Genomic DNA, 25,473 nt, shown 5'->3' with positions numbered 1-25,473 from the left:
ACCATCACAGCAACATCCCTCAGCAACCAAACGGTGATCCTCGGCTCCAGCGGCGTCACGCCGGAAGACGTCGTCGCCGTCGCACGCCACGACGCCAAGGTGACCATCTCCCAGGAAGCCCTGGACACGGTGGCCAAGGTCCGCGCCCACATTGACGGCCTCGCCCACAGCGAGGTCCCCGCCTACGGCATCTCCACGGGCTTCGGTGCCCTGGCCAACCGCCACATCCCCACCGATCTGCGCACCCAGCTGCAGAAGTCGCTCATCCGCAGCCACGCCGCCGGCATGGGCCCGGCCGTGGAGCGCGAGGTGGTCCGCGGCATCATGTTCCTGCGTGCCAAGACGCTCGCATCCGGCCGCACCGGTGTGCGCCCCGTGGTCCTGCAGACCATGGTGGACGTCCTCAACGCCGGCATCACCCCGCTGGTCCGCGAATTCGGCTCGCTCGGCTGCTCCGGCGACCTCGCCCCGCTGTCCCACTGCGCCCTCGTCCTCATGGGCGAAGGCGAGGCCACGGGCCCCGACGGCGAGCTCTACGGCACCGCCGGCCGTCCCGCCGTCGCGGATCTCCTCGCCGAGCACGGCATCGCGCCGGTCACCCTCGCGGAGAAGGAAGGCCTGGCGCTGGTCAACGGCACCGAGGGCATGCTCGGCATGCTCCTGATGGCCATCGCGGACCTGCGAATGCTGCTCACGACGGCGGACATCACCGCCGCGCTCAGCGTCGAGGCGCTGCTCGGCACGGACCAGGTGTTCCTGCCCGAGCTGCACGCCGCCCTGCGCCCGCACCCGGGCCAGGCTGCCAGCGCGGACAACATGCTGCGCGTGCTCTCCAACTCGCCGATTGTGGCCTCGCACCGTGAGGGCGACACCAAGGTCCAGGACGCCTACTCGCTGCGCTGCGCCCCGCAGGTTGCCGGTGCCGTCCGCGACACCATCACCCACGCAGAGCTGGTGGCCTCGCGCGAACTCGCGGCGGCCATCGACAACCCGGTGGTCCTCCCGGACGGCCGGGTGTCCTCCAACGGCAACTTCCACGGCGCCCCCGTGGCCTACGTGCTGGACTTCCTGGCGATCGCCGTCGCGGACCTGTCCTCGATCGCCGAGCGCCGCACGGACCGCATGCTGGACCCGGCCCGCTCGCACGGCCTCCCGGCCTTCCTGGCCGACGATCCCGGTGTGGACTCCGGCCTGATGATCGCCCAGTACACCCAGGCCGGCCTGGTCTCGGACAACAAGCGCCTGGCCGTTCCGGCGTCGGTGGACTCCATCCCGAGCTCCGCCATGCAAGAAGACCACGTCTCCATGGGCTGGCACGCCGCCCGGAAGCTGCGCAAGGCCGTGGAGAACCTCCGCCGCGTCCTGGCCGTGGAGCTGGTGGCGTCCGCCCGAGCCATCGACATGCGCACCCAGCTGTCCGACGGCGAACTGACGCCGGGCCCGGCGGGTGCAGCGGTGATCGAGGTGCTGCGCCGAGTGGTCCAGGGTCCGGGAACCGACAGGTTCCTGTCCCCGGAACTGGAAGCGGCCGACCGCCTGGTCGGCTCCGGTGAGGTCCGCGCGGCCGCCGAATCCGCCGTCGGGATTCTGGCCTGACGCCGAATAAAGCGCTCATTCGCTGAGCAGATTTGTCACGCCCCGGAAATTGTTCGCAACGCAGTCTCCGGGGCGTGGCAAATGTAGTAGAACTTATGGTGTACGTCACGTCCACGCCAACGGTGTCGTGGGCTTGACGGGCAACCGTCCATACAAATCCATACAGAGAACATCCACAAAGGGGTAGAGGTTCAATGAAGGCACGCGTGGCAGTCCTGTCCAAGCGAATCGCACAGTCCGCCACGGTTTCCGACTGGGGAGCCTTGAAGGTGGGGGAGCGGATCGAAGTCCTCAAACACGCACATGTGATCGCAGCCGGGGCGGTGCAGGAGGTCTCGGTCAGCGGCAACGTGGTGTGGCTTGAACCCGCGGGGCCCGGCGCCGACGAGGCCGCCAAGCAGCTCTTCATGAAGTCCGACGGCGTGGTGCTGCGCCGGGCGTAGCTTACGCCAGCCGGATAGACTGGAAACCGAAAGACTGAGGCACCAAAAAAACCGGGGCTTGTTCGCAATACCGCACTTTGTAGGGCGGGAATTGCGAACAAGCCCCGGTTTTTTGCGTGGAACTCGGGGATCAGGCGGCGATGGCCTCGCGGGTCTGGCCGAAGGGCACGGATTCGTCCAGGGCAACGGTGTATGTGCCCGGATCGTGGCGCGTCACCAGGATGCCGCAGGCGGCGTCCTGTGCTGCGGTCTCGATGAGGGATTCGACGGCGCGGTCGAGGCCGTCGTGGATCTCGTCGGCCCGGGAAAAGGACAAACGGATTTCGCGTTCCAAGGTGGATACGGCGGTCATTGGGGAGCCTCCTATTGCTTGCCGCCTTCGAGGGCGACCCATCAATCATAGGACCTCTGTCCGGAATATTTGTAAGATGACTGGCAGGCTGGTGACCTGGGTCTCACCGCCGCACGGTGGCACGGAGGAGTTTCACGGCCACGGACAGTGCCGCGATATCCACCGGACCTGGCTTGATGGCCTCCTTGATGGTGTCCTGGATGCGGGCGAGTTGTTCGATGTTTCCGCGTTCCCAGTCCATGATCCGCTCCACCGGTTCTGCTGCTGCTTCCGAGGAACGGGGCGTGTGCCGGACCACGGCTTTGGTCATGTCGGCCAGGACCAGGTACATGTCGTCCCGCAGCGCGGCCCGCGCCAACGCCTCCCAATGGGTATCACGGGGAAGCATGGTGATGTGCTCCAGCAGTGGTACGGCCGAGATGCGTTCGAAGACGGCGAAGTAGACCTCCGCCACGGTCTCCACGGGTTCTTGCAGTTCCTCGGCTATCGCGCAAATGTCCAGAAGCCCGTAGCAGACCAGGAGCTCGGAGGCCCGGATTCCCAAGGCATGGGGCAGTCCGACGGAGTCAGTGTGGGCGAGGCGTTTCAGGGCATGGTTCAGGTTGATGCCGTGCAGGAAGCTCGTGAAATTGGCCCGCATGAGGGACATGGGCTGCTCCAACCGGGCCAAGGCATCGGCAATGGGCTTGTCCCGGAAATCGTGGGTGACGTACCAGCGGGTGGACCGGTCGAGGAGCCGCCTCATGTCCAACGCCACGGCGCATCCGTGCTCACTGGGGAGGCTGGCAGGCAGCTGGGCCAAGGCCTCAGTGACTGAGTCGAAGTCCCAAAGATGGCGCATCACCACGAATCCGCGCGCCACCGCGGCTGCGGAAACCGTGGTTTCCTCCATGGCACGGAAAGCGAAGGCTATGCCGCCGAGGTTGATCATGTCGTTGGCCACCACAGTGGCCACGATCTGGCGCCGCAGGGGATGCGTGGCGAGATCGTCGCCGAACCGCTCGGAGAGCTGGCGGGGGAAATACTCGTGCAGCGTCTGCGAGAACCATGGCTCGTCCGCCAGCCCGCCCTCGGTCAGTTCGCGCGCCAGCTCGATCTTGGCATACGCCGCCAGGACGGCGAGTTCGGGCGTGGTCAGCCCCATTCCGGTTTCGACGCGTGCCTTCAGCTCCTCCGTGGTGGGCAAGCCTTCGAGCTTACGGTCAAGGTCCGTGGCGGAGTCCAGCCACTCCATGGTCCGCTCGAAGCTCGGGCTCCATTTGAGGACCAATTGCTTGTCGTTGAGCAGGAGGACGTTCTGGTCCACGTTGGTTTTCAGCACGAGCCGGCCCACTTCGTCCCGGAGCGAGTGCAGGAAGCCCGTCCTTTCCTCAACAGACATCTTGCCTGCGGCGATCATTCGGTCGAGGAAGATCTTGATGTTCACTTCGTGGTCCGAACAGTCCACGCCGGCAGAGTTGTCGATTGCGTCCGTGTTCAGCAGGACCCCGCCCAGCGCCGCCTCTATCCTGCCTCGCTGGGTGATGCCGAGGTTGCCGCCTTCGGCGATGATGTGGGTGCGGAGCTGGGCGGCGTTGACCCGGATGGCATCGTTTGATTTGTCTCCGACGTCGGCATGCGACTCAGTGGTGGCTTTGACGTAGGTGCCGATTCCGCCGTTGTACAGCAGGTCCACCGGGGCCATGAGGACGGCCCTCAGCAGCTCAGGCGGGGACATCGCCGTCGTGCCTTCCGCCAGTCCCAAGGCGAGGCGGACGGGGTCGGTGATGCCGATCGACTTCTCCAGCCGGGAGAACACCCCTCCGCCGGGGCTGAGCTTGCCGGGGTCGTAGTCGGCCCAGGACGAGCGCGGGAGTTTGAACAGCCGCGCCCGTTCGGCATGGGACACCGCCGGATCGGGCGTGGGGTCCAGGAAGATGTGCCGGTGGTCGAAGGCAGCAACCAGCTTGATGTGGCTGGAGAGCAGCATGCCGTTGCCGAACACATCGCCGCTCATGTCGCCGATGCCCACCACCGTGAAGTCCTCGGTGCGGGAGTCGATCAGAAGTTCGCTGAAGTGGTGCCGCACGGACTCCCAGGCGCCGCGGGCGGTGATGCCCATCTGTTTGTGGTCGTAGCCCACCGATCCGCCCGAAGCGAAGGCATCCCCCAGCCAGAATCCGTACTCCGCCGCCAGCGCGTTGGCGATGTCGGAGAACGTCGCCGTACCTTTGTCCGCGGCCACCACGAGGTAGTAGTCGTCGCCGTCGTGCCTCACGACCCGTGGCGGCGGAACCACACGTCCGTTCGTCCCGCCGTCGGGATCCGCAAGCAGGTTGTCCGTGAGGTCCAGCAGCCCGCGGATGAAGATCCGATAGCTTTCCTGGCCCTCGGCCAGCCATGCCGCCCGGTATTCGGCGGGGTCCGGGAGGTGCTTGGGGTAGAAGCCGCCCTTCGCTCCGGTGGGCACGATGACGGCATTCTTGACCGTCTGGGCCTTCACGAGTCCCAGGATTTCCGTGCGGAAGTCTTCACGGCGGTCGGACCAGCGCAGGCCACCGCGGGCGATGGCGCCGAAGCGCAAGTGGACGCCCTCAACGCGTGGTGAGTAGACCCAGATTTCGAACTGTGGCCGGGGCGCCGGCGCGGCCGGGACCATGGAAGGGTTGAGCTTGAAGCTCACGTACGGCTTGTTCAGGTAGAAGTTGGTGCGCAGCGTGGCATCCACCAGGCTCGCCAACTGCCGCAGGAGGCGGTCAGCGTCGAGGACCGGGACGGCGTCGATGGCCTCCGACAGCTCCTTGCGGGCAGCCTCGACGGCCCGGGCCCGGCGGTTGAACCTGCTGCCCTCTTCCAAGAGATTCGGCTGGAGCAGGTCAGGATCGAAAAGGTCAGGATCAAAGCGGTCGGGATCGAACTTCGTCTCGAACAGGGCAAGCAGCGCATGGGTTGCCCGGACGTTCTCGCGGAGGGTGTCCGCGATGAATCCGTACGAATTGGTGCTCCCCAACTGCCGGAGGTACTTCGCGTACGCTCGCAGGATTGTTGTCCGCCGCCAGTCGATCCGCTCCCGGATCACGAGCGCATCGAAGGCGTCCGACTCCATGTCACCACGCATCGCGGCACAGAATGAGCCGGCCAGCAGCTCGCCGGTGCCCACGGGATCTACCCCGCGCGGGTACTGGAGCCCGAGGTCGTAGAGGAAGAAGGACCGGCCGTCGGCGCGCTGCACATCGAACGGACGCTGGTCGAGGACCTTCAGGCCCAGGTTATGGAAGAACGGCAAAATCTGGGTGAGGCTCTGCGGCCGCGTCAAATAGAGCCGGATCCGTGCGTCCTCGGCCAGGACCGCAGTCCCAGGGCGCCGGTACACGGTCAGCAGCGGGTCTGCGGTGTCGACCTCCACCCCGGGTCCGAAGCTCTCAAACCGGACGATGTCCTCAACCGCGTCTTCCACGTCGTAGTCGGCTTTGTAGCTGGCCGGGAAGGCGGTGGCCCATTCCCGGGACAGCCGCGAGGCTTTGTCCGCCGGGAATCTTGCCTGCAGCGCCTCGTCCAGGCCTTCCGCCCAGGATCTTGTGGCGGCGATGATCCGCTGCTCCAGCACCGCAGAATCGACGACGGCGGCCGCTCCCCCGCTAGGCAACAGGCCCTCGCCAGGCAGCAGGACCCGGAAGAAAACACGCGCCATGGCGGATTCGCCCAGGCGAAGCTCGAACTCGATGGCGTCGGAGCCGAAGGCCTCCCGCAGTTCGCGTTCAATATTGAGCCGGACGGCCGTGCTGTAGCGGTGCCGCGGCAGGAAGACCAGCGCGGTCATGAATCGCCCGTGCGAGTCCAGGCGTAGGAACAATCTGGTGCTGTGGCGCTCCTGGAGGCGCAGGATGTCGCGCGCGTGCCCGGCCAGCTGGCCCGCATCAATGTGGAACAGTTCGTCGCGGGGATAGGCCTCCAGCACGGCCAGGAGTTCCTTGCCGTGATGCGAGGTGGGCGAGTAGCCGAACGTCCGCAGCACTTCATCCACGGTGTTCCGGATGACGGGGATCTGGAGGGCCGAACGGGAGGCAGAGCTGGGAGCAAAGAGGCCAACGAAGGTGCGCTCGCCGATGCGTGTGCCGTCGTTATTAACCGTGGCCAGGCTGATTTCGTCGAGGTAGGCCCGGCGGAGGACGGTGGAGCGGAGGGTGGACTTGGTGAGGGTCAGCACCGGCGCTGTTCCCGTCCCCATGGAAGGATTCGTGGCAGTGGCGGGTTCGTGGTGCGAAGCGTCCGCCGTGTCCCGGAGCAGTCCCAGTCCGCGCCGGCCGCGGTATCCCAGAAACGCGAAATTCCCGTCGTCCAGCCAGCGCAGCAACTCCTGGACCTCCCGCGCTGCAGGGACCGTCTGCGAGAGCTCCTCCAGGCCGCGGACCTCGCCCGCCAATTCCTCGTGGATGGCTGCCGTGTCTTCCGCCGCGGCCCGGACATCACCCAGGACGGTCTGCAGGCGCTCGACGAGGCGGTCTGCGCTCGCCTCGTCCGGAAGCCGGGAAATCTCGACGGCGATCCAAGCCTCGGTGAGCGGTCCGCCGTCGCCGTGGTGCATGGGGGCGGAGGGCACGGAAGGCGTGGCTTGCGCATGAAGGTCGACGCCGGATGGCAGTCCCGTCCGCAGCGGTCCGCGGCGGACGTCCGTCAGCGCGTGGGTTGTGGGATCCCGGCTGACGATGAAAGTGGGGTGGACCAGGATGCGGATGGAGGCGTTGTCCCTGGCGATTTCCGCGGTGACCGACGGGACCAGGTAGGGCATGTCGTCGGTGACGATCGCAACGAGGCTGGCATCGGCCTCGTTCAGTACGCCGATTACGGCCTGACCGGGAGTCCGCCGCTCCGCCAGCGATCGGTGGTACCGTGCCCGCTCCAGGAGTGTATCCGCCGTGTAGTTGCGGACATCGTCGTCGGCCACGTGCTCGTAATAGTCGGTCAGGAACCTGTCCGCGGTTCGGATGGATTCGCCGGCCTGCGCGGATCCGCCGGCGTGGTCCGCGGGCTCGATCCTTGGTGACATGTCGCTGCGCCTCCACCGCGCAAAGAGCGGCCGTGCTAATGCGGTCGGCGAAACCTTGCGCCTCCTTTCATGATGGCTGGCGCAGGGCAGGCAGTCCACCCCCGCGGAGACAAGCAAGCCATGGCCGGCCAGAGACGTGGTGGCGGGATTCGAACCCGCGTGCGCTGCTTTGCAGGCAGCTCCCTGGCCTCTTGGGTACACCACGTGCATCGAGAATAGGCAGGCCGCTGGGCGCGCTCCAAGAACGGTTTCGCCGGGTTGCCCAGGGTTGAGCCGGGTTGCGCCGGGTTGCTTGGCGTGACGCGCCTTATGCGGGCAGCGCCCCTACGCCAGCAGGGTGTTCACCAGCCGGGCCGCCACCTTGGCCGTGCGGGAGTCGATGTCGAAGTCCGGGTTCAGCTCGGCCACGTCCAGGTGCAGCAGCTTCCCGCTCGCGGCCACCTGCCGGCACACGGCGCTGATGACCGGCAGGGGCACGCCGTACGCGGCCGGGGCGCTCACGCCCGGGGCCACCGACGCCGGCAGCACGTCGAGGTCGATCGTCAGGTACAGCACGTCGATGTCCGCCAGGAACCCGGCGACGAACTCCTCCACGGCCCCGGCGGAGCAGTCCTCATCCAGCAGGTACTTCACGCCCAGCCGGTCCGCGGTGTCGAAGAGCGTGCGGGTGTTGTTCGGCTCGGAAATCCCGACGACGGCGTAGTTCAGTCCGCGTCCCGCGGCGGCTTCCGCGCGGGCCATCTGCAGGAACGGTGTGCCGGAGCTGGGCACCGGCTCGTCGCGCAGATCGAAGTGGGCGTCAAGGTTCAGCACGCCCAGGCGCTTGCCGGGCGCTGCTTCGGAACCACGCACGGCCGCGGAACCCGCTACGCCCAGGTAGCTGGCGAAGGCGGTCTCGTGCCCGCCGCCCAGCAGCACGGTGAGGTTGCCGGCGTCGAGCAGCCCGGAAACGGCGCGTCCGGCGCGCTCCTGCCCCGCCTCCAGTGAGCCGCCGTCAACCACCACGTCGCCGGCGTCGAACACCGAACGGTCCAGGTGGTACGCCAGCGGACCCAGCGCGGCGCGGATGGCGGCCGGGGCCGCCGCGGCACCGGTGCGGCCCTTGTTGCGCCGCACGCCTTCATCGCTGCAGAAACCCACGACGACGGCGGGCCGGGTGGCGCCGTCCGCGGACGCCGGGGTGTGCGGGGCGATGGCCTGCCACCAGCGGCGGTGGGCGTCGCCGTCGCCGTCGAAGCGGCCGGTCCAGGGCGCGGGGCGGACATCTGCGGAGAAGGCGCTGGTTTCCATGGTTCAAGCACACAACAGGCGGCGGGCAAAAACCAGCGCCGCCGCCTGCGGGGTGTCTGGGATTTCAGACCTACTTGATGCCAAGGATCTCTTCCACGGATCCGATGCCGAAGAACAGCAGGAACGCACCGGCCACGGCCCACATGAGCGGGTGGACGTCCCGCGCCCGGCCCTGGAAGGTGCGGATCAGGACGTAGGAGATGAAGCCGGCGCCCAGGCCGTTGGCGATCGAGTACGTGAAGGGCATGAGGGCGATCGTCAGGAACGCCGGGATGCCCACGCCCCAGTCCTGCCAGTCGATCTTGCCCACCTGGGAGACCATCATGAAGCCCACCACCACCAAGGCCGGGCCCACGGCCTCGAACGGCACCAGGTTGACCAGCGGCGTGAAGAACATGGCCACCATGAACAGCGCGCCCGTGACGATCGAGGCGAGGCCGGTCCGGGCGCCTTCGCCGATGCCGGCGCCGGACTCCACGAAGATCTGGTTGGCGGAGACGGACGCGCCGCCGCCGACAATTGCGCCGAGGGCATCCACCTGCAGGACGCGGTCGACGTTGGGGATGTTGCCATGCTCGTCGACGTTTCCGGCCTCGTTGGCCAGGCCCACCATGGTGCCCATGGCGTCGAAGAAGATGCTCAGCAGGATCACGAAGGCCAGCAGCGTGGCCGCGACAAAGCCGAGGTGTTCGAACGCGCCGAAGGGGTTGGCCTTGCCAAGGAGGGACAGGTCCGGAGCTCCCCATTCGGAGAGCCTGGGTGCCACGAGGGACCATCCGCGCGGGTTGTAGCTCTTGCCGTCGAAGCTCGGGCCGATGTGCAGCGTGAACTCAAGGACGGCGGCCAGCGCAGTGGACGCAACGATGCCGATCAGGATGGCGCCGCGGACCTTGCGGACCACCAGGGCGATGGTCAGGACCAGGCCGACGGCGAACACGAGCGTCGGCCAGCCGAGCAGCTTGCCGTCCACGCCGAGGCCCAGCGGAACCGTGGTGCCGGCGGCGTCGGGGAGGCGGCGGACGAATCCGGCGTTCACCAGGCCGACGAGGGCGATGAACAGGCCGATGCCCACCACGATCGCGGTCTTCAGCGCTTCGGGAACGGCCTTGAAGACGGCCGTGCGGAAGCCGGTGAGCACCAGGATGAGCATGGTCGTGCCGGAAATCATCACCAGACCCATCATGTCCGGCCAGCTCAGGCCCGGGTGCGAGGCAACGGTGACGGCCACGAAGGCGTTGACGCCCAGGCCGGTGGCCACGGCGAACGGGTGCTTGGCCCAGGCGCCCATCAGGATGGTCAGGACGCCGGCCACGAAGGCCGTGGTGGCGGCAACGGCGGTGAACCCCAGGGACGCGCCGCTGGAGTCGGCCCCGGAGAGGATCAGCGGGTTCAGGACCACGATGTAGCTCATCGCGAAGAACGTGGCGAAGCCGCCGCGGATTTCCCGCGAGTAGGTGGAGCCGCGTTCGGAAATCTTGAAGTAGCGGTCGAGGGCGGAACCCTGCTTAAGCATGGATTGTCTCCGGGGATTGGGGGAGTTTGCCCTCAAATCCTATGCCCGGCCGGATCTGCCGACCGGGAGATTCGCCTAGTCTGTAAGGAAGCCAACACTAGGAGTCACCGCCCCATGCGTACCATCCGCCCGCCTCTGGCCGCCGTCCTCGCTGTTCTCGCATTCGCCGCGGCAGTGCTGTTCTCCGCAGCCCCGGCTTCGGCCCACGACCTCGCCGAGTCCACCGCTCCGGCGAACGGTGCCACCGTTGCTGTTGTCCCGGCGTCGGTCTCCGTCACCTTCAGCAACAAGCCGCTGGCCATTGGCTCGGGGATCACGGTCAACGCCGGCGGCGAAAACTGGGCGGACGGCGCCGTCGAGATCGTGGACAACGTGGCGACCCAGAAGCTGCGCCCTGGCGCGCCGGCGGGTGCCTTCACGGTGGTCTGGCGCGTGGTCAGCGCCGATTCCCACCCCATCGAGGGAACCTTCAGCTTCACCGCCACCGCAGCAGGCACGACGCCGGGAACCGCCACTGCCGGCAGCTCGCCGTCCGCGATGGTCCCCTCGGCCGGCACGGCGGCGCCGGGGTCGACCCCGGCGCCGGGCAGCACCCCGGACGCCTCAGAGCCCTTCCCGTGGAGCATCGTGGGCTTCGCCGTGGTGGCCGCCGGCCTGCTGGTGTTCCTGGGTGTCACGGCACGCCGGAAACTGGGCCGCGGCGGCGAGGGTGCTGACGAAACCGGGGACGCCACGGACGAAATCCACCCCAACTAGGTAGCAGTAGGTGTCGTTTTGGAGTCGTTTTGAGGGTCCAAAACGACATCAAATGCGACTTACTTGGGTGGGGGAGTTCGCCGGTCTCGATTTGGCTACTGCAACACGCGCAATCGACATGTGTTGTTACTCAAATGTGACTTTCACGCACCGCTCACGTACCGTTGAGGGCGTGCCTGTTGTCTTCGACAGGCGTTCCCGGCTGATTGCCTAGCTCTGCCGCAGACCGGGATCCGTTCGCAAAACACGTACCGGCAGAGACGGGGAACCCATTTTGGACCGCTTTCGAGCCGGTCTTGGGGTGAAGCCGCACGCCTTCCGCTGTCAGCGGGGCTGCGGCCGGGTGACTCCCATCCGAATCCGACAGCTAACCTCGCAGGCATTGGGAGAGGCTCTTTCATGTCTTCACGCCATTTTCATGCGCGCCGGGGCGCGTCCAATGTACGCCCCAATCCGTTTGTTTCCATCTCCAAGGCAGTTGCCGGCGGCGCTGCAGGTGCAGGCCGGCAGGCCGCAGTGATCGTTGCCGCATCGGGCCTCGTGCTCGCGGGCAGCCTCGCCGCCCACGCAGCAGAGGCCCCGGCCCAGCTGGAGTCCAGCACTCCCGTAGCTGCCCCGGAGGCGGTCGTAGAGACCACCCAGCCCGTTGCAGCCACCGCCGCCGCCACCGTCTCCTTCGAGCGTCCTGCCGTGGTTACCCAGGCAGCTCCTGTTGTTGAGGCGCCCGCCCCCGTCGTCGAAGCGCCGGCACCGGTCGCCAAGGCCCCCGTCGCCGCCGCAGCACCGGCACGCGCAGCGGGACCGGCACCGGCTGCAGCAGCTCCGGCCGGCAGCATCAACGCCGCCATGGTGGCCTCCGCCTACGCGCAGATCGGCATCTTCCAAGACTGCACCGCCATGGTGGAGCGGGCCCTGGGCTCGGCCGGCATCCACGTGGGCGACCTGGGTCCCATGCAGTTCCTAAACTACGGCAGAGTGGTCAGCGATCCGCAGCCCGGTGACATGATCGTCCAGTCCGGCCACGTCGCCATCTACATCGGCAACGGCCAGGCCCTCAGTGGCGGCCTCAACGGCAACCAGACGGCCATCCACCCGATCAGCTGGCTGACCGCCACCGGCCCCATCACGTTCGTCCGCGCCGGCGCCTAACAGCAGACGCCGTCCGGCACGCCAACTCGGCAACAAAGAGGACCGGTGTTCCTGAGCCTTGGGGGCTCAGGAACACCGGTCCTTTTTCGAATGTTCAGCCGGCCGGCCAGACTCAGGCCGGCACGGCGGCGAAGCTGCCGGTGAGGGCTGCCTGGACGCTGTCCGGGTAGACCTTGGCGGAGATCGCCTGGCCCACCACCTTTGCCTGCCGCAGGACTTCCTTCGGGGTGGGGGTGATGAGCTCGCCGACGCCAACCAGGTGCATGCCGATGGCGCGCATGGCCGCGACGAAATTCTGGCCAAGGGCGATTCCGAGATCGGCAAGCATGCGGCGGAGCTGGCTTTGCCCGCACCGCGTCACGACGATGTGGTCCGCAAACAGCACGCCCTGCGCGGTGTGGACTGCCCACTGGCGCGTCGGGCAGCCTGGCACGCTGGGCTCCAGCCCGGCGTCGAACCGGGCGGCGGCAGTGTCGCCGATCAGATCCAGGCGCACGGCCCGGGTATTGTTGCGCACGTCGAGGCTGTGGCTGGCCGCATAGTTGCGCAGGTGCCGCATGATCTCGCTGCGTTCCTGCAGGGAGGCGGGATCCGCAATGTCGCACCGCGGCAGGAGCCCAGTGGAGCTGGAGAGGACCGAAGAGCCGAGGATGTCCAGGCCATCAACCACGATCGACCCCACCCCGTAGCGGCTGAGCTCGCTGGCCACAGCCAGACCGGACAGGCCGGCGCCGATCACCACGGTGGTGGTGTGTTCCGTGCCGGAGACAGGCGTGTTTGACACTTGCTGGGACCCTTCTTCGGTTCTACTGCGATGGCAGCGCTGGCGATGCGTCCGGGTCCCCAAAACGGCCGCAACAAATGGCCGGGAGTGCTCTGCAGCACCCTTGCCGGCCATTCGGTGCATCGAACACTACAGAACTTTTCCGGTGCTGGATAGCCTCCGCGCGCAGCGTTTCCAGATGTTCATCTGGAGCGTAAATCCGTCCGCTTTTCGATCGGCGCAGGGGCTTGTCCACATAGCACGGAGCCGTCTTGATTCGTCCCGGGCAACCGAGAATAGTGGGGATTGGAGGACAAACCCTCACGATTCCCCGGCGCGATCCGGTCCGCAGGCGAGGCCTCTGGCAGAATAGCCGCAACATCAGGCAGTAGTGCAAGGAGGCGGGCCCCATGGACCAGCACGGCAAACACGTTGAGGGACCAATGGGCGGTGATCCTGCCGTTGAGCCCGGCGGCATTGTCGTCGGCGTCGACGGTTCCGAACACGGCCAGTGCGCCCTGGTCTGGGCTGCCCGTGAAGCCGAGCGCCGCCAGCTGCCGCTGCACATCGTGACGGCTTACTCGGTACCCATCTTCGCGGCGTCCGGGCTGGACGGCGGCTACGCCACCGTGGACGATTCGGTCATCCGCGACGGCGCCGAGGCAATCGTCAAGCAGGCCATGGACAAGGTCTCCGGCTACAACATCGACGTCGACGCCTCCGTGGAGAACGGCGACGCCGCCGGGGTGCTGCTGGACCTGTCCCGCTCCGCCCAGCTGCTGGTCTTCGGTACCCGCGGCCGCGGCGGCTTCGTGGGCCGGCTCCTGGGCTCCGTGAGCAGCGCTTTGCCCGCGCACTCCAAATGCCCCACGGTGACGGTCCCGCTGTACTGCGCGGACCGGCTCGGTGAAAGCACGGATGACAGGCACATCAAGGCCGAGCACGCCAAGGACGGCCCCCGGACCGTGGAAAACGTCGTGGCCGTCGGCGTGGACGGCTCCGAACAGGCCCGCGTGGCTGTCCTGGAGGCCGCCGCGCAGGCGGAACGCATGGGGGCCACCCTGCGGGTCATCTGCGCCGTGCCCCAGTACAGCGGTTCCCTCGCCTGGGTACCGGCCCCCCTGGACCGCGAGGCCCTGTTCAAGGACATCCGCGTCCAACTGGACGGCGGCACTGCCTGGATCCAGAGCCACTACCCCCAATTGAACGTTGAAGCGCAGCTGCTGGACGGTTCGCCCGTGGACGTGTTGGTGGAGGCCAGCCGGGGTGTTGAGCTGGTGGTCCTCGGGACCCGCGGCCGCGGCGGATTCACCGGGATGCTGCTTGGCTCCACCTCGGACGGCGTGCTGCACCATGCCAAGGGCCCCGTGCTGGTGGTGCCGGACCGTGAGGATCCCCGGCTGGCGGACCGCGCCACGTTCGGGCCGTTCCTCGGCGCAGCCTAGAACCAGGCAAGCCTTCCCGCGATGGAGAACCCGCAACCAGGCCGGCGGCCCGCCGGAACCGGGCTCATCCTGGACTTCGGCAGCATCCACGCGGACATGCTGGCGGAGGTGGGCGGCAAGGCCGCCAACCTTGGCGAACTGACGGCCGCCGGGCTGCCCGTGCCGCCCGGCTTCTGCCTCACCACGGAGGCGTACCGCCGGGCCATGGCCCCTGCCGGCCTGGAAGTGGTCCTCAGCGCGCTGCAGGACATCGCACCGGAAAACGTTGGGGAGCTGTCCGAGCTCGCCACCCGGGCCCGCATCCTGGTGCTCGACGCCGGGATCCCGGCGGACATCGAGGAAGCCGTCCGTTCGGCCTACTTTGCGCTGGGGGACGGGATCCCCGTGGCCGTCAGGTCCTCGGCCACGGCAGAAGACCTCCCTTTCGCGAGCTTCGCCGGGCAACAGGACAGCTACCTGAACGTGATGGGGATCGACCCCGTGCTGGTCGCCGTGCGCCAGTGCTGGGCCTCGCTGTGGACGGACCGGGCCGTCAGCTACCGTGCCGCCAACGGGATCGACCACGGCGCCGTGGCGCTCGCCGTCGTCATCCAGCGCATGGTGGACGCCGAAACGGCGGGGGTGCTGTTCACCGCCAACCCCGTGACCGGCAGGAGGCGCGAGGCCGTGATCGATGCCAGCCCGGGCTTGGGCGAGGCAGTGGTTTCGGGAGCCGTAAATCCGGACCATTTCGTGGTGGACACTCTCACCGGGGTCATCCTGGAGCGCCGGATCGGGGACAGGACCGTGGAAATCCGCCCGGTTCCCGGCGGCGGCACCGAACGGATCGAACGCGCGGGAACCCCGGCCGAAGCGGACGCCTGCCTCGACGACTCCCGCGTCCGGGCGCTGGCCGCCCTCGGCCAGCGGGTCGAGGAGCACTACGGTACGCCGCAGGACACCGAATGGGCCATCGACGTCCAAGGCACGCTGTGGCTCACGCAGGCCCGGCCCGTCACCACCCTGTATCCGCAGACCACGCGGAAGCCCGCTACGCCCAGAACTCATGCGTTCCTGAATTTCAGCCTGGCCCAGGGTCTCACCCGGCCGTTGACGCCCATGGGCCTTGCCGGCGTGCGGTTGATCGCCTCCTCCGTGGCGCGCACCGCGCGGTTCGCCGTGCCGGAGCCCCGCAAGGGCCCGTCGCCCTACTACGAGGCCGGGCAGCGGATCTTCTTCGACCTCACGGCCGTGGCCCGCAGCACCGTGGGGCGCGCCATCGTGCCCCGGGTGTTCGACGTCATGGAGGCGCGCTCCGCCATGCTGCTGCGCGGTTTGTTCGACGATCCCCGCTTCCCGGTCACCAACAGGACCCCGCTGCCACTGATCCGGCACGTGGCCCCGGTGGCGGCACGTTTCCGCGTCCCGGAAACGCTGCTGCGCGGCCTCTTCCGCCCGGACGCGGCCCAACGCCGGGCGGAGCGCGTCGGCAGCGAACTGCGCGAAACTTTGGCCGTGCCGCGCGGGGCCTCGGCCAGGGAACGGCTGGAGCACGTCCAGCGCATCCTTGGCCAGGAACTGTTCGCCACCGTGCCCCGGATCCTGCCCCTTCCCGCTCTGGGCTTCGCCATGCTGGCACTAGTGCGAAAGATCCTGGGCGAGCAGGCCCCGCCGGATGAACTGCAGACTGTCCTCCGCGGGCTTCCGAACAACGTCACCACGGAAATGGACCTGGCGCTGTGGCAGCTTGCCGTCCGGATCCGCGAAGACCCCGACGCCGCAGCCTCCTTCGCTGCCGAAGCGGCAGCAGAGCTGGCCCGGCAGTACCGCGACGGCGGGCTGCCCGGCGTCGCGCAGTCGGGGCTGGCGGACTTCCTGGCCGGCTACGGGCACCGCGCCGTGGCCGAAATCGACGTCGGCATGCCGCGCTGGTCTGGCGACCCCACCCACATCATCGGCGTCCTGGCCAACTACCTCCGCCTGGACGATCCCGCGCTGGCGCCGGACAAACAGTTTGAGAAGGGTGCCCGGGAAGCGGACGAGCAGGTGGCCCGCCTCGTCGCCCGGGCCCGGAGCAGGAGCCCCCTGCACGCCACGGTGGTCCGGCTTGCCCTGGACCGCACCCGCCGCTTCGCCGGGATGCGCGAGCTCCCCAAGTTCAACCTCGTGCTCGGCCTTGCTGCGGCACGGGAGCAACTGGCCATCGTCGGGGAGGAACTGGCGGCCGCGGGCAGGATCGCCGGGGCGGACGACATCTTCTTCCTGGACCTCGACGACGCCCACGCGGCACTCGACGGCGCGGACCAACACGAACGCGTGGCGGAACGCAAGGAGGCCTACGGGCTCGAGCTCCGGCGACGGCACATTCCCCGGGTCCTGCTGTCCGACGGCACCGAGCCCGAAGCGGTCAGGCAGCCCGGCGGGCCGGCGGGCGAGGGAGCCCTCCGCGGCAGCCCGGCGTCGGCGGGTCTCGTCACCGCCCCGGCGCGGGTCATCCTGGACCCGGTGGGGGCGCGGCTGGAACCGGGCGAAATCCTGGTGGCACCATCCACGGACCCCGGCTGGACGCCCCTGTTCCTGACGGCCAGCGGGCTGGTGATGGAGATGGGCGGGCCGAACTCGCACGGCGCCGTGGTGGCGCGCGAGTACGGCATCCCGGCCGTGGTGGGTGTCCCGGACGCCACCGCACGGATCACCACAGGCCAGCGAACCACGGTGGACGGCGCCGCGGGGACGGTGAGCGTGGAGGAACCGAGCGTGGAAGAGCCGGCGCTGGAAGAGCCGGGGTAACGCTACGCGTGCTGGTGCGACTCGTGCTCCGAATGGCTGACCGGCTCCAGCTGGAACGTGCAGTGCTCGGTGTCGAAGTGCTTGCCCAGGCATGAGCCCAGCTGGTCCAGGATCATGTCTGCGCCGCTGGCGTTGAGGACCGCGTCCTCCACCACCACATGGGCCGAAAAGACCGGGACGCCGGAGGTAATGGTCCAGATGTGGATGTCGTGCGCGCCCACCACGCCTTCCACGGACTCGATGTGCTCACGGATCATGTTCACGTCCACGCCCTTGGGGGTGGCCTCGAGGAGCACGTCCACCACGTCGCGGAGCAGGTGCCAGGCGCGGGGCAGGATCATGAGGGAGATCAGCACGGAGGCGATGGGGTCGGCGGCCTGGAACCCCGTGGTCATGATGATGACGGCGGCGGCGATGACGGCGAACGAGCCCAGCAGATCGCCCAGTACCTCAAGGTAGGCTCCGCGGATGTTCAGGCTTTCCTTCTGGGCGCCGCGCAGGATCAGCAGCGAGACCAGGTTGGCCACGGCGCCAAGGACCGCGGCGTAGAGCATCACGTCCGTGTGGATCTCGGGGGATTCGCCGAAGCGCCGGACCGCCTCGATCATGATCACCACGGCGATCACGATCAGGATCAGCGCGTTGGCCAGGGCCGCGAGGACCTCGGCCCGTTGGTAGCCGTAGGTGCGCTGATCGCTGGCCGGGCGGGTGGCAATCCAGGCCGCCAACAGTGCGATGAAGACGCCGGCGGCGTCGGAAAGCATGTGGCCGGCGTCGGCAAGCAGCGCCAGCGATCCGGACACGACGGCGCCCACCACCTGGATGCCCACCACGCCGAGCGTGATGGTCAGGACGGCGATGAGCCGCTTGCGGTGCCGACCGGTGGCGGTGAGCCCGTGTGAGTGGTTGTGATCGTGCCCCATGGCTACAAGGCTAGCCCCAGCCGAGCTCGTGCAGGCGGTCATCGCCGATGCCGAAGTGGTGGGCGATCTCGTGGACCACCGTGATGACCACCTCGTCAATGACTTCCTGGCGGCTAGTACAGATGTCCAGGATCGGCTGCCGGAAGATCGTGATCCGGTCCGGAAGGGAACCGGCGCCCCACCACGAATCCCGTTCAGTGAGGGGCACGCCCTCGTACAGGCCCAGCAGCACCGTGTCCGGGTCTTCGTTCGGATGCGGAACGAAGTCGTCCTCGATGAAGATGGCCACATTGTCCATGGCCCGGGCGACCTTCCGCGGGATCAGCAGGAGGGCGTCGCTCACGGCCGCCTCGAAGTCATCCGCCGACATCTCGAACGGCGCCGCGGCGGGCTCGGCAGCAGCAGGGTCCGCGGCGGCCGGCAGCGGCGAGGAAGCGCGCTCGCCGTCGGGAAGGATCGGGAAGCCGGGAGGCAGGTTCTCGGGCATGGTTCGACTCTAGTCCGCGCGTGGACCATTGACGCCGCCTGCCCCGGAAATGGGCGTTCGGCAAGCCCGTCCACACCTATGGGTCCCGATCACGTGTTGGGTTCATAATCGAGGCATGAGACTGGCTGGAATTCTCCCCGAGGACGCGCCCGATCCTCGTGTCGAGCAGGCTGAGCGCCTGAAACTCATGCCCATCCCGGTGATGGGGCTCGTGTCCCAGCCCTCGCTGGAGGATACGGATACCGTCGGTCTGGGATACGGCCGGGACGCTCGTGGATACAGTGAAATGACAGCGAGCGTCACCTATACAGTCTGGCGAAACCCGAATGACCGCTCAGACCCGATAAACCTCGCGGACCTCGACGAGCCGACGCGGAGGGCGATCGAGGACAGTCTGCCATGGCCGCGACCTGCGTGGCTGGTGGAGCAGGTGGAACGAATGCGCTACCCGCAGCTGTGGGAGGCCGTGCGAACCACCTGGCACCGGGACTCATCCGAGCTTTCTTCGGTCCGCCGCGTGCTGGTCGACCACGTCAACTACATCCTCATGAACCAGTACCGGCAGAAGCTCGGACTGAACGGCAACCCTTGGGACCTACCCGCACCCGCAGTGACCGAGCGGATGGCCAACGGTCAGGTCAGTGTCCTCGTCAATGGCATCGAAGTGTCCGCAGCGGAGATCGATACGGACCCGTTCGTCTACGGCATCGGCGCAGAACTGGCAGGCGGTGGCGTGGTGACAGCCGTGCTTCCACGCGCCGAGCTCAAGCGCATCCAGATCCAGTTCACGACGCGCAGATAACCACCGCACCCAAGTGCGTACGGGACAACTGTCCGGTCTCATCTACCTTGAACCATCTGGACCCAAATTTACGCGGTTGAGTCAACTGTAGTGAGACAGAATGAAGGCCCTTGTCTCACTACAGTTGAACTAAATCGCAGAATCCTGCCTTGGTTATGACTCGAGCCTTAACCTTGATCGATGAGTTTGAGGTTAGGTCCGGGCGTCTCAATCACTAAATCCGTGGGAGTCCGGACCTTGGCACGGATTCCGACAACGTACTCGGCACAACCTCAAGTGTTGCGGCCATATCGGGCTCCTGCCCGCCAGGCTCATCGCCCGGCGTGTCGAGCCAGATAGACCGTTAATTCCTCAGCCCTGACTCAGTTGTGAGCTGGCGCCGTTTTGCTGAGGGGCCCTGGCAGTACCACTCCCAGCAGAGGCTCCCTTGCGCGCGTGGGCTGTGGTGTGCTCGAAGGGAAGCTGGAAAGTTTCGACGTTCGTAAACGACTATCACGAGGATGACATCACGATGAGCACGAATACTGACGGAAGCAAGAAGTCGACCTCTGGGACGAGCTGGGCGGAGCGAGGAGTGTCACGCCGGAACCTGATGAAGCTGACGGGTGTCGGTGCGGCGGCCGTCGGCCTGTCCGGTGCCGTGGGTCTGGTATCAGACGAGCAGGCCTTTGCATCCGCATCTGCATCGAAGAGGCCGCTGGAGCCGGGGGACATCTCGAATCGTGCTGACAACTTTTACACGAGTGACAAGATCACCGTCCGGAAAGTTTCGTTCAAGAACAGTATGAGATGAAGGTTGTGGGTAACCTCTTCGTGCCCAAGGATCTGGACCGCCGGACGAGTCATCCGGCACTGGTAGTGGGGCATCCCATGGGCGCCGTGAAGGAGCAAAGCGCTAACCTCTACGCCACGAAAATGGCGGAGCAGGGATTTATCACATTGTCCTTCGACCTGTCGTTCTGGGGCGAGAGTGCCGGGAAGCCCGGAAACGCCGTCGCCCCTGATATTTACAGCGAGGACTTCAGCGCTGCTGCGGATTTTCTGCGTGCGCAGTCGCTCGTTGACAAGGAGCGCGTGGGAGCCATCGGGATCTGCGGCAGCGGCAGCTTTGTTCTCAGCGCGGCAAAGATTGATCCGAGGATCAAGGCCATCGCCACGGTGAGCATGTATGACATGGGCGCCGCGAATCGTGACGGGCTCCGGAAGTCCGTGACCCTAGAACAGCGCAAGACGATGATCGCGCAGGCCGCCAATCAGCGGGATGTCGAGTTCGCCGGTGGAAAGATCCAGTACACGGGCGGCACGCCCGAAGTGCTCACCGAGGAGTCGAGCGCGGTGGACCGGGAGTTCTACGACTTCTACCGGACGGCCCGTGGGTACTGCCCGAACACAACGACGCATCCCACGCTGGCCACCAATGCCAAATTCCTGAATTTCTATCCGTTCGCGGACCTGGAAATCATCTCCCCGCGTCCGCTGCTGTTCATCACTGGTGACCAGGCGCACTCCCGTGAGTTCAGCGAGAACGCTTACCAGCTTGCGGCGGAGCCGAAGGAACTCGTCCTGGTTCCTGGGGCCGGTCACGTGGATCTCTATGATCGCGTCGGCCTCATCCCATTCGACAAACTCACTACGTTCTTCCGCGCCAATTTGAAGTAATGACGGGGAGCCCGCGGCAGCTCCTGGGCCGCGGGCGCTTCCAGCTTTCGCCAGTCCTGGAATACGGTCCGGGGTGGGGTCATTGAGGGTTGAAATCCACGCTCCGGTTCGCGTTCCCGGCCGCCTACTTCGTTGACGAGGCGCTGTTTCCCGGATCGCGGAACCAATTCGAGCGCGACGCCGGCCTCTCCGGGGGTGGGTACCCCGTGCCAGACAATTGGCCGGCTCTCCGATGGCCAGATACGGCTGCCATCGCCGCGCTGGGTCTGCCGATCTTCCGGCGACGACTGCGGTGGTCGATGCGGGTGCGCCGCGGCGGGCCAAAGCAGCGAACCGCACATGCCCCGTATCGGTGCCCGGTCCACACGCGTGGCTGGACTCCGGTCTCATCAGGACGGAGAGCGTCTGACCGGCCTGGATAGCGCCTCGAAACAAGGGGAAGGCAGAGGTTTGATGCAGATGGAGAAGGGTCAACCAAAGGCGGGGATTGTCCGACGTGCCTGAGGGCCCTGCCAGTACCTCCATCAAGCGGGACTCCCCGGACGTGAGCTGCTCTGGTGAGCTTGAACAGCTGCACAAATCGCATGCATCAGTTCCAATCGACTCTTCTATCCGGGCAATGCGCCCCTTAACACTGGAGACAACGATGTCCACTCCCACCGCTACGGTCGCCACAGAAGACCGGAGCCCGGCCGCGTCCAAGGGGCCCGTGTTTGTCGCCGGCCTGGCAATCGCTCAGCTCGGGCTTTTCATGGCCTTGTTCGCGCCGATCATGATCGGCATGGCCATCAAAGCCGGCTCGATCGCACAAACAGACACCGAGCTCACGACGATCGTGGGAAACGTCCTCGGCTACGGCGCGATCGGGGCGTTCCTGGGTAACTCGCTCTTCGGGCGCCTGTCGGACCGCTCCCGTTCGCGCTTTGGGATGCGGCGCCCTTACATGATCGCCGGGGTCCTGGTGATGGCCGGCGCATTCTTCATGATCGCCGTGGCAGCCGACGTCTGGATGCTTGCGCTCGGGTGGTTCGTGGCACAGTTCGGTGCCAACGCCGCCTACGGGCCGTTCACCGCGACGCTCGCGGACCAGCTTCCGGAGAAGCAGCATGCGCGGGTATCTGCCCTGATAGGCATTATGCAGAACGTTGCGATCTTCGCCGCAACATGGATTGCCTCGCTGCTTTCGAGCAACATCCTGGCGATGTTCATGGTCCCGGCGGTCATTGGCGTCATCGCGGTCGTGGCCTATGCCTTCGTCCTCCCGGACAAGGTGCAGCGGGAGAAGCCGGAGCCCTTCCGCTTCGGCATGCTGGCCAAAACCTTCTGGGTTAACCCTGTCAAGTACCCGGACTTCGGGTTCGCGTGGTGGTCGCGGTTCCTGGTGATCGCCGCGAACATGCTGTTCATCACCTTCCGTTTCCCGTATGTCATGAACCGCATGGGCGTCCCCGCGGAGGAAGTCCCGGCCGTCGTATCTCAAGGCGTGCTCTGGTACACCATCACTCTGATCGCCAGCGGCTACATTGCCGGGTGGCTGTCGGACCGCATCGGCCGGCGCAAGGTGTTCGTGTTCGCGTCGAGCGCGATCTTCGCGGTGGGCACCTACATGCTGCTCCACATCGACTCGGTGGGACAGTTCTACCTCGTGGAGGCGTTCATCGGTATCGGCTACGGCATCTACATGTCGATCGACCTTGCACTGGTGCTCCAGATCCTCCCGAACACGAAGGAGCGAGGCAAGGATCTTGGAGTATTCAACATCGCCAACGCACTGCCCTCCTCGCTGGCCCCTTTCATCGGTGCATGGCTGTTGGCTTTGGGCGCCACAGGGGGCATGCCGAACTATGAATTGCTGCTGATCGCGGCTGCGCTTGCCGCCTTGGCCGGCGCGTTCATCATCCTCCCGATCAAGAAGGTGAAATGACTGACATGACTGAACGATCCGTCACTGCCGGGCTCTCCGAGGAGCTGCGGCCAGAAGGGCTGCGGCGTCAGGAACGCCTACTGGAGCAACTCGGGCTGGAGGACAAGGTAGCCCTTCTGACGGGCGAGACTGCGTTCACACTCCCCGGCAATGACACGATCGGGCTTGCGCCGCTGGCATTTTCCGACGGTCCCACCGGCGTGCGCGGACTCAAGTTCATCGGCGGGGACCCGGTGGCCCTCTTCCCCAACGCGACCCTCATCTCGGGCTCCTGGGATGACGACATCGCAGAAGAAGTCGGCCGCATGCTCTCCGAGGAGGCGCACCGCCAGAAGATCCATGTGGTGCTCGGCCCAACCATCAACCTGCACCGGACCCCGCTGGGCGGACGGCTCTTTGAGGCCTACTCCGAAGATCCGTACCTGACCGGCCGTTCCGCCGCCGCCTATGTACGCGGCATGCAGGCCAACGGAACCGCCGCCTGCCTCAAGCACCTCGTGGCCAATGAATCCGAGACGCTGCGGAACTTCGTGGATTCGCGGCTGTCGGAGACGGCGCTGCGGGAGGTGTACCTCCTGCCGTTCGAGATGGCGGTGGATGATGCCGGCGCGTGGTCGATGATGGCCGCGTACAACGATATCAACGGCGTCACCGCCACCGAGCAGGACCACGTCCAGAACGACATCGTCAAGAGCGAATGGGCCTGGGACGGGCTGATCATGAGTGACTGGTTCGCTACGAAGCGCACAGTCGAATCCGCCAACGGAGGCCTTGACCTTGTCATGCCCGGACCGGAAGGTCCATGGGGCGAAAGGCTCTTTGCAGCCGTACGCCGCGGCGACGTGAGCGAGGCGACCGTGGACGAGCACCTTGCCCGGCTCCTGCTGCTCGCCGAACGAACGGGCGGTCTCCGTCCTGCCTCCGGCGAAGAAACCAACGGGTTCAAGACCGGCATGCCGGCCCCGGATTCGCCCGAACGCAAGGAACAGCTGCGCCGCATTGCCAGCCGCGGCATGGTTTTGTTGAAGAACGAAGGGGACGTGCTTCCCCTGTCCGAGGAGGGGCCGCTGGCCCTGCTCGGACGCCACGCGATTGCAACCCAGGCCATGGGAGGCGGCTCCGCCCAGGTCAATCCGCCTTATGTCTCAACCATCGCGGAAGCTCTTACTGACCGCGTTGGGGAACGGCTCACGGTCCTTGACGGCGTCGGGGTGCGGAAGCGTCCTGTTCCCGCGCTGACCGGTTTCGTAACCGACCCGGTTACGGGGGAGCAGGGCATGCGCGTGACGTACCTCAATGCCGAAGGTGCCGAAATCGCCAGCCGCCACGAAGACGGCGCAGCGATCACTGTCGGCTGGGACGACGACTTCAGCGAGATGCCCACAGCCGTGATCTTCGCGGCCCGCCTCGGCAATCACGCCGGCGCTGTATGGCTCGGCGGCATCGGCGTCGGAACCTGGACCATCTCCACCGACGCCGGAGTCCTGGGCCAGCGGAACCTCCCCATCACGGGCTTCGACCCCGCCGAGGCAATGCTCCGCCCGCCGTCCTACACCGAGGCGTTCGAGCTGCCTGCCGGTGCGGTGGTCTCCGTACGGCTGGATTTCGCCCCGGTTGACTGGGCCGCGAAGTTGGCGGGCAACCCGGCGCTGAACCTTTCCGAGGAGAGCCACCTGCTCACCACGGGTTCGTTCGGGAGCGTCGCCTTGGTGGCCCAGCAGGATGCCCGGACCGATGAGGAAGCCATCGCCGCGGCGGAGGAAGCGGCATGCGCGGCCGGCACCGCCGTCGTCGTAGTCGGCCTGACCGAAGAGGACGAGACCGAAATGTCCGACAAACAGACCCTCGCCCTTCCGGGCCGGCAGGACGAACTCGTCCTGCGGGTTGCCGCTACGGCGACGCGGACCGTCGTGGTGGTCAACGCGGCCACTCCGGTTCTGATGCCGTGGCTCGACGACGTCGACGCCGTCCTTATCGCGGGGCTTCCCGGCCAGGAGGGCGGCAACGCGGTGGCGGACGTGCTCACGGGCGCGGAAGAACCGACAGGGCGGCTGGTCACCAGCTACCCGACCGCCGACGGCGCGTCCCCGGCATGGAATGTCACCCCGGGTCCGGACTTCGGCCTCGAATACACGGACGGCACCGCCATCGGCTACCGCGGCTACCACGCCGGCAACGCGCCCGCGCCCCTGTTCTGGTTCGGCCATGGCCTGGGCTACGGAAGCTGGGAATACGGCAGCGCCCGGCTGCTTCCGCCCGAAGCCGGAGGGGGCGCCGTCGTCGAGGTGGACATCACCAACACGGGCACCCGCGCATCCCGCGAAACCGTGCAGCTCTACTTCCTCCCGGCGGAGGAGGGGCAGCCTGTCCGCCTGGCCGGCTACGCCGGTTCCCGGGTGGAGACGGGGGAGACGGCCGCTGTAAGGGTCGGCTGCGATGGCCGGCTGTTCCGCCGTTGGGATGAGGCAGAAAACGCCTGGAAGCCGTTGAACGACGGCGAACTCATCATCGCGCGCGGGCTCGGCGATGTCCGGGCACGGCTGCCGCTGGGCTGAATAAGTAACCACGCTGGATCG

Annotated in this window: 18 protein-coding genes, 1 tRNA gene and 1 riboswitch; of the genes, 11 read left to right on the top strand and 8 right to left on the bottom strand. The window is 66.9% G+C overall.

Going from position 1 to position 25,473, the window contains the following annotated elements; all coding sequences use genetic code 11:
• Positions 1-3: 3 nt before the first annotated feature.
• On the top strand, positions 4-1,596 hold the full coding sequence (gene hutH, locus J1902_RS13745; RefSeq protein ID WP_207616889.1) for a histidine ammonia-lyase: 1,593 nt from the start codon (positions 4-6) through the stop codon (positions 1,594-1,596).
• Positions 1,597-1,790: 194 nt separating this feature from the next.
• A complete protein-coding gene (locus tag J1902_RS13740; RefSeq protein ID WP_207616879.1) occupies positions 1,791-2,039 on the top strand; it encodes a hypothetical protein in 249 nt (82 codons plus the stop codon).
• A gap of 130 nt (positions 2,040-2,169) precedes the next feature.
• Here the strand turns inward: J1902_RS13740 and J1902_RS13735 are convergent, their stop codons facing one another.
• From J1902_RS13735 to J1902_RS13715, 5 genes are all read right to left on the bottom strand, one after another.
• Complete coding sequence (locus J1902_RS13735; RefSeq protein ID WP_207616878.1) at positions 2,170-2,391, bottom strand: hypothetical protein; 222 nt, start codon at positions 2,389-2,391, stop codon at positions 2,170-2,172.
• Between the two features lie 103 nt (positions 2,392-2,494).
• A complete protein-coding gene (locus J1902_RS13730; RefSeq protein ID WP_207616877.1) occupies positions 2,495-7,417 on the bottom strand; it encodes an NAD-glutamate dehydrogenase in 4,923 nt (1,640 codons plus the stop codon).
• Between the two features lie 134 nt (positions 7,418-7,551).
• Positions 7,552-7,622: transfer RNA gene (locus J1902_RS13725), tRNA-Cys, on the bottom strand.
• A gap of 119 nt (positions 7,623-7,741) precedes the next feature.
• Entirely contained in the window at positions 7,742-8,707 is a 966-nt protein-coding gene (hutG, locus tag J1902_RS13720) for a formimidoylglutamase (protein ID WP_207616876.1), read from the bottom strand.
• Positions 8,708-8,777: 70 nt separating this feature from the next.
• The gene (locus J1902_RS13715; RefSeq protein ID WP_207616875.1) at positions 8,778-10,220 is read right to left on the bottom strand and encodes an NCS2 family permease; all 1,443 of its coding nucleotides are present in this window, start codon (positions 10,218-10,220) and stop codon (positions 8,778-8,780) included.
• Positions 10,221-10,334: 114 nt separating this feature from the next.
• Between J1902_RS13715 and J1902_RS13710 the strand changes: the two genes are divergently transcribed.
• Entirely contained in the window at positions 10,335-10,976 is a 642-nt protein-coding gene (locus J1902_RS13710; RefSeq protein ID WP_207616874.1) for a copper resistance CopC family protein, read from the top strand.
• Between the two features lie 228 nt (positions 10,977-11,204).
• A riboswitch (cyclic di-AMP (ydaO/yuaA leader) is annotated at positions 11,205-11,372 on the top strand.
• A gap of 3 nt (positions 11,373-11,375) precedes the next feature.
• Positions 11,376-12,125 carry an NlpC/P60 family protein gene (locus J1902_RS13705; RefSeq protein ID WP_207616873.1) on the top strand — a complete coding sequence of 250 codons (750 nt, stop codon included), beginning with the start codon at positions 11,376-11,378 and terminating at the stop codon, positions 12,123-12,125.
• A 112-nt stretch (positions 12,126-12,237) separates the two neighbouring features.
• Here J1902_RS13705 and J1902_RS13700 read toward each other — a convergent pair whose 3' ends face one another.
• Positions 12,238-12,909, bottom strand: coding sequence for an NAD(P)/FAD-dependent oxidoreductase (locus tag J1902_RS13700; RefSeq protein ID WP_207616872.1), 672 nt, complete (start codon positions 12,907-12,909; stop codon positions 12,238-12,240).
• A gap of 389 nt (positions 12,910-13,298) precedes the next feature.
• Between J1902_RS13700 and J1902_RS13695 the strand changes: the two genes are divergently transcribed.
• Both J1902_RS13695 and J1902_RS13690 read left to right on the top strand, forming a co-directional pair.
• Positions 13,299-14,333, top strand: a complete 1,035-nt coding sequence (locus tag J1902_RS13695; RefSeq protein WP_207616871.1) for a universal stress protein — start codon at positions 13,299-13,301, stop codon at positions 14,331-14,333.
• Between the two features lie 21 nt (positions 14,334-14,354).
• Positions 14,355-17,102: a PEP/pyruvate-binding domain-containing protein gene (locus J1902_RS13690; RefSeq protein WP_207616870.1), complete on the top strand. Its 2,748-nt coding sequence runs from the start codon at positions 14,355-14,357 to the stop codon at positions 17,100-17,102.
• Between the two features lie 2 nt (positions 17,103-17,104).
• Here J1902_RS13690 and J1902_RS13685 read toward each other — a convergent pair whose 3' ends face one another.
• Both J1902_RS13685 and J1902_RS13680 read right to left on the bottom strand, forming a co-directional pair.
• Positions 17,105-18,025, bottom strand: a complete 921-nt coding sequence (locus J1902_RS13685; RefSeq protein WP_207616869.1) for a cation diffusion facilitator family transporter — start codon at positions 18,023-18,025, stop codon at positions 17,105-17,107.
• Positions 18,026-18,035: 10 nt separating this feature from the next.
• The gene (locus tag J1902_RS13680) at positions 18,036-18,512 is read right to left on the bottom strand and encodes a metallopeptidase family protein (protein WP_207616868.1); all 477 of its coding nucleotides are present in this window, start codon (positions 18,510-18,512) and stop codon (positions 18,036-18,038) included.
• A gap of 115 nt (positions 18,513-18,627) precedes the next feature.
• On the opposite strand from J1902_RS13680, the gene J1902_RS13675 reads away from it, so the two are divergent.
• From J1902_RS13675 to J1902_RS13655, 5 genes are all read left to right on the top strand, one after another.
• On the top strand, positions 18,628-19,314 hold the full coding sequence (locus tag J1902_RS13675) for a hypothetical protein (protein WP_207616867.1): 687 nt from the start codon (positions 18,628-18,630) through the stop codon (positions 19,312-19,314).
• Between the two features lie 511 nt (positions 19,315-19,825).
• Complete coding sequence (locus J1902_RS13670) at positions 19,826-20,107, top strand: twin-arginine translocation signal domain-containing protein (protein ID WP_207616866.1); 282 nt, start codon at positions 19,826-19,828, stop codon at positions 20,105-20,107.
• Complete coding sequence (locus tag J1902_RS13665; protein WP_207616865.1) at positions 20,104-20,973, top strand: alpha/beta hydrolase; 870 nt, start codon at positions 20,104-20,106, stop codon at positions 20,971-20,973. Before J1902_RS13670 ends, J1902_RS13665 begins: the two co-directional genes overlap by 4 nt.
• A 646-nt stretch (positions 20,974-21,619) precedes the next feature.
• Positions 21,620-22,897 carry an MFS transporter gene (locus J1902_RS13660; protein ID WP_207616864.1) on the top strand — a complete coding sequence of 426 codons (1,278 nt, stop codon included), beginning with the start codon at positions 21,620-21,622 and terminating at the stop codon, positions 22,895-22,897.
• Positions 22,898-22,902: 5 nt separating this feature from the next.
• Positions 22,903-25,452, top strand: a complete 2,550-nt coding sequence (locus tag J1902_RS13655; RefSeq protein WP_207616863.1) for a glycoside hydrolase family 3 protein — start codon at positions 22,903-22,905, stop codon at positions 25,450-25,452.
• Positions 25,453-25,473: the final 21 nt, after the last annotated feature.

Origin of the sequence: Arthrobacter cavernae, from assembly GCF_017368795.1 — a bacterium.
Lineage (GTDB): Bacteria > Actinomycetota > Actinomycetes > Actinomycetales > Micrococcaceae > Arthrobacter > Arthrobacter cavernae.
Note: the sequence above shows the minus strand (reverse complement) of the source record. Positions and strands in the feature narration are given on the sequence as shown.